General features: G+C 38.5%; 9 protein-coding genes and 1 pseudogene. 9 read left to right on the forward strand and 1 reads right to left on the reverse strand.

The genetic code is table 11. The annotated features are described in order from the left end of the window. Positions 1 to 173: 173 nt before the first annotated feature. The 6 genes from ACFFHF_RS17995 (at position 174) to ACFFHF_RS18020 (ending at position 6139) form a co-directional block, all read left to right on the forward strand. Positions 174 to 1025: a VOC family protein gene (locus tag ACFFHF_RS17995; RefSeq protein ID WP_377058743.1), complete on the forward strand. Its 852-nt coding sequence runs from the start codon at positions 174 to 176 to the stop codon at positions 1023 to 1025. A 249-nt stretch (positions 1026 to 1274) separates the two neighbouring features. Then, positions 1275 to 2657: a Na+/H+ antiporter NhaC gene (gene nhaC / locus ACFFHF_RS18000; RefSeq protein WP_377058744.1), complete on the forward strand. Its 1383-nt coding sequence runs from the start codon at positions 1275 to 1277 to the stop codon at positions 2655 to 2657. A gap of 41 nt (positions 2658 to 2698) precedes the next feature. Further along, entirely contained in the window at positions 2699 to 3244 is a 546-nt protein-coding gene (locus ACFFHF_RS18005) for a cysteine hydrolase family protein (RefSeq protein WP_377058745.1), read from the forward strand. 134 nt (positions 3245 to 3378) lie between these two features. Next, entirely contained in the window at positions 3379 to 3906 is a 528-nt protein-coding gene (locus tag ACFFHF_RS18010; protein WP_377058746.1) for a MerR family transcriptional regulator, read from the forward strand. 53 nt (positions 3907 to 3959) lie between these two features. Next, a complete protein-coding gene (locus ACFFHF_RS18015) occupies positions 3960 to 5258 on the forward strand; it encodes a hemolysin family protein (protein ID WP_377058747.1) in 1299 nt (432 codons plus the stop codon). A gap of 65 nt (positions 5259 to 5323) precedes the next feature. Further along, positions 5324 to 6139 (forward strand): undecaprenyl-diphosphate phosphatase, encoded by an 816-nt coding sequence (locus ACFFHF_RS18020; protein WP_377058748.1) that lies wholly within the window; start codon positions 5324 to 5326, stop codon positions 6137 to 6139. Between the two features lie 353 nt (positions 6140 to 6492). Here ACFFHF_RS18020 and ACFFHF_RS18025 read toward each other — a convergent pair whose 3' ends face one another. After that, positions 6493 to 7932, reverse strand: a complete 1440-nt coding sequence (locus ACFFHF_RS18025; RefSeq protein WP_160549622.1) for a glycoside hydrolase family 1 protein — start codon at positions 7930 to 7932, stop codon at positions 6493 to 6495. A gap of 522 nt (positions 7933 to 8454) precedes the next feature. Here ACFFHF_RS18025 and ACFFHF_RS18030 point away from each other — a divergent pair. The 3 genes and pseudogenes from ACFFHF_RS18030 to ACFFHF_RS18040 form a co-directional block, all read left to right on the forward strand. Next, positions 8455 to 10365, forward strand: coding sequence for a beta-glucoside-specific PTS transporter subunit IIABC (locus tag ACFFHF_RS18030; RefSeq protein ID WP_377058749.1), 1911 nt, complete (start codon positions 8455 to 8457; stop codon positions 10363 to 10365). A gap of 58 nt (positions 10366 to 10423) precedes the next feature. Then, positions 10424 to 11854: a 6-phospho-beta-glucosidase gene (locus tag ACFFHF_RS18035; RefSeq protein WP_377058751.1), complete on the forward strand. Its 1431-nt coding sequence runs from the start codon at positions 10424 to 10426 to the stop codon at positions 11852 to 11854. 130 nt (positions 11855 to 11984) lie between these two features. Then, positions 11985 to 12629 (forward strand): annotated as a pseudogene (locus ACFFHF_RS18040) (PRD domain-containing protein); the annotation flags it as partial. Positions 12630 to 12677: the final 48 nt, after the last annotated feature.

Consider the following 12677-nt stretch of genomic DNA (forward strand, 5'->3'; position numbering starts at 1 on the left):
AACTGTCTAATTGTAAATATTTTTCCAAATGGATGGAGCCACCTTTGCTTAGGTACTTACTTTTTTGGCTCTAAACGGGAAGAACTTTAAAACTGAAAATTCAGTCAGTATTTATGCAACACTAGTGAAATGATAAGTATACATGAAGCAGAATGATAAAGGAGAGATCACAAATGGGATTTCATCGTGAACCAAATACATTTGTTAGCCAAGTAAACCTAAAAGTAGCAAACTTAGAACGTTCGCTTCCTTTTTACAAAGAAGTTCTCGGACTTCAGGTGTTACACCAAACAAGCAATACAGCCGAATTAACAGCTGACGGAAAAAACGTGCTTGTTTCTATTCAACAGCCGGATGAGGTCGTGTCGAAGCAGGGGAGAACAACTGGACTTTATCACTTCGCTTTACTTTTACCAACTCGTGCAGATCTAGGAAGATTATTAAAACATTTTCTCCAGGTGCGTTATCCATTACAAGGCGCATCCGATCACTTGGTCAGCGAAGCGATCTATTTAGCTGACCTAGATGGGAATGGAATTGAAGTATATGCGGACAGACCAGCATCTAACTGGAGTTGGAATAATGGAGAAGTGGAAATGGCTACGGTTGCGTTAGATGCAGAAAGCCTTCTTGCTGAGGGAGAAGGAGAAGCATGGAACGGCATGCCAGCTGGTACGATTATGGGGCATATTCATCTTCATGTATCAGAGTTACAGAAAACAGAGGAGTTTTATACAAAGGGACTCGGATTTGAAGTTGTTACTCGATACGGAGGTCAGGCCTTATTTATTTCCACTGGCAAATACCATCACCATATTGGATTGAACACCTGGAATGGTGTCGGTGCGCCACCTGCTACTGAAAACAGCGTTGGCATGGAATCTTATACGATGGTGTTTCCTAGTGAAGAAAAGAGAGCGCAGATCCTCTCTCAATTACAAGGATTGGGCGTAGCCGTTACAGAGGAGAAGGGTGCATTTATTACGGAAGATCCTTCAGGAAATCGAATTCGATTAGAAGTTTAATGGGAAAAAGCAGTGAGGTCATCATAGGACTCGCTGCTTTTTGTTTTTCTCTTGACAGAAACCTAGTAAATTATTATATTAGTAACATACTTTAATGCTAAAAAGCGTTTAAGTAAAATAGTGAACTTCCGTAAGTTGGAAAGTCTGCTGTTCTTATATGAATTAGGGTGGTAACGCGGAGCTCCTTTGTCCCTATCGACTTTGAGGGCTTTTTTCTTTTGCGCAAAACCCTTATTGGAGGAAAACATCATGAATCAAGACAGCGTACTAACAATAAAACCAATGGAAGCTTTTATTATCTCCTTGATAGTGATTGGGGGAATTAGTTATTCTCTTATATTTGCTGGTGCAGTTCCTCATATTCCCATTGTTTTGGCCATCATGGGACTGTTTCTTTACGGTATTTATAAGAAAGTTTCCGTGATTGAGTTGGAAGAGGCCATCATTAGTGGAGCTAAATCAGGAGCTGGAGCCGTATTTATTTTTCTTTTTATCGGGATGTTGATTAGTAGTTGGATGGAAAGTGGAACGATTCCTACGTTTATCTACTTGGCGCTTGAAGTGGTCAGTGATAAATGGTTCTATGCGATTGTGTTTGCCGTGACCGCTATTATTGGCATGAGTATTGGAAGTTCGTTAACGACTGCAGCGACCATCGGTGTTGCCTTTATGAGTGTTTCCACTGCGCTTGGGTTATCAGATGCGATAACAGCAGGGGCTGTGATTTCTGGTGCCTTTTTTGGAGATAAAATGTCACCTCTATCAGATACAACGATATTGGCTTCTTCAACTGTTCACGTAGATTTGTTTGATCACATCAGAAATATGGCTTGGACAACGGTCCCGGCGTTTGTCATATCCTTTCTATTATTTGTTTTATTATCACCAGCTGAATCTGCTGCGAACTTTGCGGATTTAGAACTTTTAAAAGCAAGTTTGAAAGACCATGATCTTGTTCATTGGTACTCTTTATTCCCATTTATAGTGTTAGCACTGTTAGCGATTAAAAAAGTCCCAGCAATTATCACCTTGGCTTCAGGCATTGCTACTTCTATTTTCGTTACGATATTTGTACAAAAGGAAGTCCATCTTCAGGGGCTAATGAACACTCTATTTGCTGGATATTCTTCTAAAACAGGAGTGGAAGAAATCGATTCCTTGCTTTCTAGAGGTGGAATGGAAAGCATGATGTTTTCTGTTTCACTTATTCTTTTAGCGTTAGCCATGGGTGGTTTATTTTTTAAGCTTGGAATTCTTCCAGCTTTGCTTGCAGGAATTAGCGGAATGTTGAATAAAGTATGGAGTCTTGTGGTTTGGACGGCTGGAACAGCCATTTCTATTAATTTCCTTGTAGGGGAACAATACCTGTCGATCCTTTTAACAGGAAGTTCTTTTAAGGATAGATACAAAAAGATGGGGTTACATGGGAAAAATCTTTCTAGAATTCTTGAGGATGCAGGGACGGTAGTGAATCCACTGGTTCCCTGGAGTGTATGTGGAGTCTTTTTAACGGGAGTATTAGGAGTAGAGACCTTATCATATCTTCCTTTTACGTTCTTCTGTTTGTTGAGTCCGATTATAACCATGATATTTGGAATCACCGGGTTTAAACTTTCAAAGCTAGAGGAATAAACTTACAATGAAGGTATGACATATTCCTAAGGAGTGTAACGATGACAAAGAGAGCTTTGATCAATATCGATTATACGAATGATTTTGTTGTAGGCGCTTTGCCATGTGGAGAGCCTGGTATCGCTATTGAAGGAGAGATCACCAAGATTACTGAGGAATTTATCAATAAAGGCGAGTATGTGGTGTTCGCGATTGACCTGCATAAAGAGGGAGATCATTATCATCCGGAAACGGAGCTGTATCCTCCTCATAATATTGAAGGAACAGAGGGCAGGCATTTGTATGGGAAGTTAAACACGCTGTATCTTCAAAACCTTGAGAAGGAACAGGTGTATTGGATGGATAAAACTCGCTACAGTGCGTTCGCTGGGACGGATTTAGAGATCAAGCTAAGAGAGCGCGGCATCACAGAGGTCCACTTAGTCGGTGTTTGCACCGATATTTGCGTGCTACATACAGCTGTGGATGCCTATAACAAAGGGTTTAAAATTGTCATACATGAAAAGGCAGTAGCTAGCTTTAATCAAGCCGGACATGATTGGGCGTTAGGACATTTTAAAGGAAGCATGAATGCACAAATCTTATAATTTTCTTTAGGCGTAATCACTATTTTGGTGGTTACGCTTTTTTCTTAAGTTACGCCCTTTGTCTTCTTTCCGTCATTAAATTTTCACTATTTCCAAGTACAGTATAGTAAGAACGAAGAAAAGGAGAATGAAAGATGAAGAAGAAAAAGGCCATAGTAGGGGGTTTTTCTATGAAACTTTATTCCATATCTTCCGTATTAGTTGTTATAAATTTCATCTCATTGTATAATTCATTTCATAACTATCACGTGACGGTTTGGAGGGGTTCGATTGGGACTGAGAAGTTGAAAATTGGTGAGTTAGCGGAAATGGCAAATGTAACAAAGAGAACCATCGATTATTATACGAATCTAGGACTATTAAAAGTAGAGCGTTCCACTTCGAATTACCGCTACTATGATAAGTCGGCGATAGAACGATTGCATTATATTGAACAATGCAAAAAAAACGGAATGTCACTAGAAGAAATAAAAGAAATAGTCGTAGAAAAAGATGCAGAAGAAATCGATGTTCTTGAACTGAGACTGAAGATTCAAGGTTTGGAAAAAGAGGTCACAGATGTATTGGCTCATTTGGATCAAAAGAATTTAAAGAATGTAAAAAAGAATGTATCCAATGAGAGTCTTTCATTAATACAGACCCTTTTGTTATTGATTAATTAAACTTTTGTTTTACTATACTAGGAGGTGTAGGTCTTACTTTGTAAGACCGTTCGTTGACAACTATAAATTTACTTTTAATTGCTTTATTAATTGCTTTAACTGCGTTTTTCGTAGCTACTGAGTTTGCTATTGTAAAGGTTCGTGTATCGAGAATTGACCAAATGATTGCGGAAGGAAAAAAGGGTGCTATATCGGCAAAACGAGTGGTGACCCATTTGGATGAATATTTATCAGCCTGTCAGTTAGGGATTTCAATTACCGCATTAGGTTTGGGGTGGTTAGGAGAGCCAGCTGTTGGAAAAATATTACATCCAATATTTGAACGATTCCATCTAAATGAATCATTGATTGGAATTCTGTCATTCGGAATTGCCTTTGCTTTGGTAACATTCCTGCATGTGGTTGTTGGTGAGCTTACACCTAAGACGGTGGCTATTCAAAAAGCTGAAGCAGTTACATTGATGTTCGCGGTACCGATCATTTGGTTTTACCGACTAATGTATCCATTTATTTGGTTCTTAAACGGTTCTGCACGTTTATTGGTTGGAGCGTTTGGTCTGAAGCCAGCTTCCGAACACGAAGCAGCTCACTCTGAAGAGGAACTTCGGATTTTATTATCTGAAAGTTATAAGAGTGGAGAAATTAACAAAAACGAACTAAAATACATGAACAATATATTTGAATTTGACGAAAGAATAGCAAAAGAGATTATGGTTCCTCGAACAGAGATGGTATCCATTTCTATAGATGAATCATATGCCGATATTCTTGCAACTGTAAAATCTGAAAATTATACTAGATACCCAGTTGTGAATGGTGACAAAGATAATATTGTTGGTTTCATTAATGTAAAAGAGTTGTTGACAGCTGATATTTCAGATGAAGAGAAAAAGACGGGTTTCACGATTGAGTCCCATATTAACCCGATTATCCGTGTGATCGAGACCGTTCCCATTCATGACTTACTCGTTAAAATGCAAAAGGAACGTACACATATTGCGATATTAATAGACGAGTATGGTGGAACATCTGGATTAGTCACTGTTGAAGATATTCTAGAAGAAATTGTTGGGGAAATTCGTGATGAGTTTGATGAGGATGAATTACCTGATATTCGTAAGGTGAACGAAGATCACTATATTGTAGATTCTAAGTTGTTAGTCGAGGACGTGAATCATCTGTTGGAAACCACTTTATCAAATGACGATGTGGATACCATTGGTGGATGGTTCATGACTCAGGATATGGAAGCACAGGTTGGTACGGAGATAGAAGCTGAAGGATATGTGTTTAAAGTCCAGAAGAAGGATGGACATCATATTCAATATTTGGAAATTAAAAGAGCTTATTAATAGTATAATAATATGGGCTTGGATCACTTCCAAGCCTCTTTCAATTTATGTTAAGGAGTGAGTCGGTGGAAGAGATACTAATCATAATAAAATATGCGTTTTTAGGAGCACTACAAGGTTTTACAGAACCTATTCCTATTTCCTCTAGCGGACACTTGGTGCTCGTTCAGGAATTTCTAGGAATTGATGTCGCTAAAGGAGATTTTAGCTTTGAAGTATTAATGAATTTCGCATCCCTTTTGGCTGTATTACTCATTTATAGAGACGATCTCATCAGATTAGTTAAAAACGGTAGCCAATATATAGTGAAAAAAGATCCAAATGATAAGAATGATTTTCTATTTATCGTTTATTTAATAATTGGTACGATTCCTGCTGGCGTGATCGGGATTGTATTAGAAGATACGATCTCTAGTTATTTCAGAGGAATAGCTCCAATTGGTGGAGCTTTACTCGTAACAGGGATAGCACTATGGCTTATTAGAAATCTTAAGGGAACAAAAGGAGACAGAGGGTTAACGGTTAAGGATGCCCTTATTGTTGGTTGTGCTCAAGCAGTTGCATTAATTCCTGGAATAAGCCGCTCAGGTGCAACAATCGTGGCTGCGATGGGAATAGGAATGAAAAGAGAAACCGCCTTACGATTCTCATTCCTGCTATATATTCCCGTTAGCTTAGGGGCGATTGTATTAAAAGTAGGAGACATGCAATTGGGAGACATGCTTATACCTTATATCGTGGCGTTTGTGATGTCTCTATTATTATCTTACTTCTCGCTTAAGTGGTTTATGGGAATTATGGAGCGAGGGAATTTGAAGTACTTCGCTTATTATTGCTTTATTGTTGGACCGTTGGTGTTGGTGCTAGCGCAGTTTACATAAAGCTTATGAAGAGCAAAATTAGAGATGAATTCGGTGGAAACGTCTTTCATAGGGTTAATGAAGGATAAAACCAGGGGAGAAGCCCGAGGAAACGTCTTTCATTGGGCTTATGAAGGATGAAACCAGGGGAGATTTACGAGGAAACGTCTTTCATTGGGCCTATGAAGGATAAAACCAGGGGAGAAGCCCGAGGAAACGTCTTTCATCGAGCTTATGAAGGACATAACTGTGGAGATTTCAGAAGAACCGTCCTTCATTCCCCACAACAATTGGCAAAGTAGCCAGCCATAAAAACCTTTCGACCCCAACAAAAAAAGCATTGGCCCACCAAATGGACCAATGCTTCCTATTTATTATAGCTCTTGCCCGTTCGTAGCAATAACATTCTTATACCAGTAGAATGACTTCTTCCTACTACGCTCAAGTGTACCGCTTCCGTCGTCGTGCTTGTCTACATAGATGAAGCCGTAACGCTTTGATAATTCACCAGTTGAAGCACTTACAAGGTCAATACAGCCCCAAGGAGTGTAACCCATTAAGTCTACACCATCTTCGATTGCTTCACCCATCGCTTCAATATGCTCGCGAAGGTAATTGATACGATAGTCGTCATTGATGCTTCCATCTTCCTCAACCTTATCGTATGCACCAAGTCCGTTTTCAACGATAAATAAAGGTACACGATAACGATCGTATAATTGATTTAAAGCAATTCTTAGACCAGTCGGGTCGATTTCCCAGCCCCAGTCACTAGCTTTTAAGAATGGATTTTTCACACCATTGAAGATATTTCCGTTTGCCTTTTCTTCCTCAGTTAATTCTTTCTTTTCTGTACGAGACATGTAGTAGCTGAAAGAAATGAAATCAACTGGGTATTGCTTGATAATTTCTAAATCACCTTGCTGCATTTCAAGCTCGATGCCATTTTCTTTAAAATAGCGTTTTGTGAAGGCAGGATACTCCCCACGTACTTGTACGTCTCCACAAATATAGTTAAAGATCTGTTCTTCCTTCATCGCATGTAATACATTAACCGGATTACAATCATATGCGTAAACAGGAGCATAAATTAACATACAGCCGATTTGAGCATCTGGATTAATTTCATGACAAGCCTTTGTAGCTAAGCTGCTTGCTACAAATTGGTGGTGTAAGCCTTGGAAGCTTTCCTGCAGGCGAACATCTTCAGTAGCTGGAGAGAACCCAAGTCCAAAGATTGGCATATGTGTTGCTCCGTTAATTTCATTGAATGTTAACCAGTATTTTACCTTGTTTTTATAGCGATTAAATAAAGTCTTTGCATAACGCTCGAAGAATCCAATCACTTCACGGTTTCTCCAACCACCGTACTCTTTAATTAAATATAAAGGCATTTCATAGTGAGATATTGTTACAAGTGGTTCAATTCCATGCTTTAAGCACTCATCGAATACGCGGTCATAGAATGCAAGACCTTCTTCGTTTGGCTCTAGCTCGTCCCCATTAGGGAAAATACGTGACCAAGCAATCGATAGACGGAATGTTTTAAAGCCCATTTCAGCAAATAGTACAATATCTTCAGCATAACGGTGATAGAAGTCGATACCGTCATGGTTCGGATACGTATATTTTTCCTTGTCGATCTCAAAGTTAAAGCCAGGAGTCGTGATTAATTGAAAACGGATTTTTCCACCAGGCATTACATCAGCAAGGTTCATTCCCTTGCCACCTTCAAGATACGCACCTTCTAATTGGTTGGCAGCTGTTGCACCGCCCCATAAAAATCCTTCTGGAAATTGATATGTTTTTGTCATCTGGAATTACCTCCATTTATGTTTTTAGGTTACGCTTTCAAGCAGATAAAAATAAAAAAACCTAAATCACGTAGAGAAGACATACTAGTCTCATAGTTTACGTGATTTAGGTTTTGCCTGCATAACCAGTAACAATCCTAAAAAGGTTGTTTGTTTAATTGCGTTAACTATAACATGAATATTTTGTCGAAGCAAGAATTTTGTAAACGTTTTTTTAAAATGACATTTCCATTCTAGGTAGAGTAGATCTAGAATTATTTTTGCATATAAGAAACAAACCAGCAATCTATAAAATTATCAATTTTTTTTAAAAGAAAGCGTTGACACCTACCAAATTCCCGTGATAAATTACACGTATCAAATAAAACTTAATAAATTCCTTGAAGGAATGTTACCTTAAGTGGGCATAACCTGATCCGATTAGAACACGCTATTGCTAGCTATATGTGTGTCTAATTGGCTCAGGTTTTTTATTTGGAAAAAATAAATCAATCAATCATATAAAAGAAGGAAGGGTCAAAAATGAAATACGAGCAATTAGCAAAAGATATTATTGCCAATGTGGGTGGAAAAGAAAACGTTTCCAGTGTAGTCCACTGTATTACCCGTCTACGATTTAAGTTAAAAGATGAAAGCAAAGCAAATACAGAAATATTAAAAAATATGGATGATGTTGTAACGGTTATGAAAAGCGGTGGACAATATCAAGTAGTCATCGGAAACCATGTACCAGATGTGTACAAAGCAGTTACTACTGTTGGTGGGTTCCAAGGTCAAACGCCTGTTGAAGAAGAGGAAGGTCCAAAAGGATCACTACTTAGTCGCTTTATTGATATGATTTCAAGTATCTTCACTCCTGTTCTTGGAGTATTGGCAGCAACAGGGATGATCAAAGGATTTAACGCATTATTTGTTGCATTTGGTTTGTTAGATAATACATCAGGTACGTACCAAATTTTAAACGCAACAGGTGATGCACTATTTTACTTCCTACCAATCTTCTTAGGGTATACAGCAATAAAGAAATTTGGTGGTAACCCATTCGTAGGGATGGCGATCGGGGCAGCTTTAGTGTATCCAACTTTATCAACACTAACAGCAGGTGAGCCTCTCTATACATTATTTGCAGGAACCATGTTTGAATCACCAATTTTTGTTACATTCTTAGGTATTCCAGTTATTTTAATGTCTTATTCTTCATCTGTTATTCCGATTATTATCTCAGCATTCTTTGCAGCTAAAGTGGAAAAAAGGTTAAAGACTGTTATTCCAGATGTAATTAAAGCATTTGTCGTGCCAATGCTAACATTATTAATTGTTGTACCACTTACATTTATTGCTATTGGTCCAGTAGCAACATGGGCTGGAAACCTTCTTGGTCAAGGAACTTTAGCGGTTTATAATGTAAGTCCATTGATTGCAGGTCTACTATTAGGTGGTTTCTGGCAAGTATTCGTAATCTTCGGCCTTCACTGGGGATTAGTACCAATCGCATTCAACAACCTTGCTACACTTGGTTATGACACAATCCTTGCAACAGTATTTGCAGCATCATTTGCTCAAACGGGTGCAGTTCTAGCAATTTTAATCAAAACAAAGAATCAAAAATTAAAAACATTAAGTATTCCAGCGTTTATCTCAGGTATTTTTGGTGTAACTGAACCGGCTATTTACGGTATTACACTTCCATTAAAGAAAGCATTTATCATGAGCTGTATCGCTGCAGGTATCGGTGGTGCAATTGCAGGTGCGACAAATGTAACGGGTTACATTATTGGTGGTCTTGGGATTTTCGGAATTCCATCTTATATTAGCCCTGAAGGCATCGATTTCGGTTTCTATGGTGCTATCATCTCTATCGTAGTAGGTTTCATCGCAGGTTTTGTTCTAACATTACTATTCGGCGGAATCAACAAAGAACAACAAGCTTCAAAAGAAACAACTTCAGCAGCTAGTGAAGTAGCAGCTACAAAGGTTCAAAATGAAGATGTAGTAAGCCCATTAAATGGGGAAGTAGTAGCATTATCAGACGTAAAAGACGCAGCATTTTCATCAGGTGCATTAGGTCATGGAGTAGCGATCGAGCCAAGCGAAGGGAAATTGGTTGCTCCAGTAAATGGAACAGTATCAGCATTATTCCCAACCAAGCATGCAATTGGTATTACAACTGACTCAGGTGCAGACATCTTAATCCATATCGGTATGGATACCGTTCAATTAGAAGGGAAGTTTTTCTCAGCTCATGTGTCTCAAGGTGATTATGTGAAAAAAGGCCAATTACTAATTGAGTTTGATATGGAGCAAATTAAAGAAGCAGGTAAGCCGTTAACAACTCCAATCGTAGTAACAAACCATAAAGAGTTCGATTTACAACTTGTAGATGCAAAACAAGTGAAAACGGGTGCTCCATTATTTACACTAGATAGTAAGTAATCAATAGGTTCAGGAGAAAGGGAAGTGCATTCCTTTCTTCCTGCTGTTTTAAGAAAGGATGGATAGTATGGCATTTCCAAAAGGATTTTTATGGGGTGGCGCTATTGCCGCAAACCAAGCAGAAGGTGCGTATTTAGCAGATGGAAAGGGTTTAACAACTGTTGATTTAATGCCAACTGGTAAGTTACGTTGGGAAATCTTACTCGGTAATTTACCTTCTTATGAACCGCTTGAAGGAGAATTTTATCCTTCACATGAAGCGATTGATTTTTACAATCGTTACAAAGAGGATATCGCGTTATTTGCAGAAATGGGATTTAAAGCCTTACGTTTATCGATCTCTTGGGCGAGAATTTTTCCAAATGGAGACGATTTAGTTCCGAACGAAGCGGGACTACAATTTTACGACAATGTGTTTGATGAGTTATTAAAGAATGGCATCGAGCCCGTTGTAACGATTGCTCACTTCGATGTGCCGGTTAACTTAGTGAAGAATTATGGAAGCTGGAGAAATCGCAAGCTTGTTACATTCTTTGAAACGTATGCAACGACACTTTTTAAAAGATATAAGGACAAAGTAAAGTACTGGATGACATTTAACGAAATCAATATGCTCCTACACTTGCCATTCGTAGGTGCCGGTCTTGTATTTGAAGAAGGCGAAGATAAGAAGCAAGTGAAATACCAAGCTGCTCACCATCAATTAGTTGCGAGTGCTTTGGCTGTAAAAGCCGGTCATGAAATCAATCCAGATATGAAGATTGGCTGTATGTTAGCAGCGGGTCAAACGTATCCATACTCTTGTAATCCGGATGATGTGTTTGATGCGATGGAAAAAGATCGTGATTCGTTCTTCTTTATTGATGTTCAATCTCGTGGGAAATATCCAGGCTATGCAAAGAGATTTTTCAGAGACAATAACTTAAATATTGTGATGGAAGCAGGAGACGAAGAGCTTCTTAAAAACCATACAGTAGATTATCTGGGCTTTAGCTACTACGCAAGCCGTACAACAAGTACAGATCCAGAAATCAACAAGACAACATCTGGAAATGTATTTGGTTCGATTGAAAATCCATATTTAGAGAAATCTGAATGGGGCTGGACGATTGATCCAAAGGGCTTCCGTATTACAGCGAACCAATTATACGATCGTTATCAAAAACCTCTATTCGTTGTAGAAAATGGTCTAGGTGCGGTTGATGTTCCAGGGGAAAACGGTGAAGTGAACGACGATTACCGTATTGAATACTTACGTAAGCACGTGTCTGAAATGTCAGAAGCGATTGAAGACGGAGTGGAAATCCTTGGATATACGAGCTGGGGTCCAATCGACCTTGTGAGTGCTTCAACGGGTGAAATGAAAAAGCGTTATGGCTATATTTATGTGGACAAGGATAATGAAGGAAATGGAACATTGAAGCGTTCGAAGAAGAAGAGCTTTGACTGGTATAAAGAAGTGATTGCTTCAAACGGGGAAAAACTATAAGTAGTTGGATAAAAGTGGGAAAGCTCGGTGTTAGCTTTCCTTCTTTTGAATGTCTAAAAGAATTTTATAACGCGCACTATTTCCATTATAATAATTTTAAGAGAACCATAATAAACTTATAGGTGGTCAAATGAAAATAGCCAAAGTATACAATAACAACGTAATCAGTGCGTTTAACGAAAAAAACGAAGAGTTAGTGGTAATGGGGAGAGGTCTGGCCTTTCAAAAAAAGCCAGGAGATTTTATAGAAGAAGACAAGATTGAGAAGATTTTTGCTCTCAAAAATAACGATATGTCAGAAAAATTTAAAACGCTTTTATATGAAGTTCCGATCGAATACATGGAAGTTACAGAGGATATTATTAAGATTGCCAAAAGTAGGCTCGGAAGAAATCTAAACGATAGTATCTATATTTCCTTAACCGATCATATTCACTTTGCGGTAGAGCGTAATGAAAAAGGATACGACATTAAAAATGCGCTACTATGGGAAATCAAGCGATTTTATAAGCAAGAATTTGTGATTGGGATGGAAGCCTTAAAGATTATTCAGGAGAAGCTTGGAGTTCTTTTACCAGAAGATGAAGCGAGCTTTATCGCGATGCATATCGTGAATGCAGAGCTCAACCAGGAAATGCCGAATGTTGCTAACATCACAAAAGTCATGCAGGACATTTTAAATATTGTGAAATATCATTTTAAAATCGACTTCGATGAGGAATCGAATCAATTTCATAATTATGAGCCCTACGGGCTCAAGGCTTTCAAACAACAAAAAAAGGAGTACCTCCCCAAAATGTCGAAATAAGTAGTCACCACAACA

It is taken from the genome of Robertmurraya beringensis, from assembly GCF_042433785.1.
Taxonomy (GTDB): Bacteria; Bacillota; Bacilli; order Bacillales; family Cytobacillaceae; genus Robertmurraya_A; species Robertmurraya_A beringensis.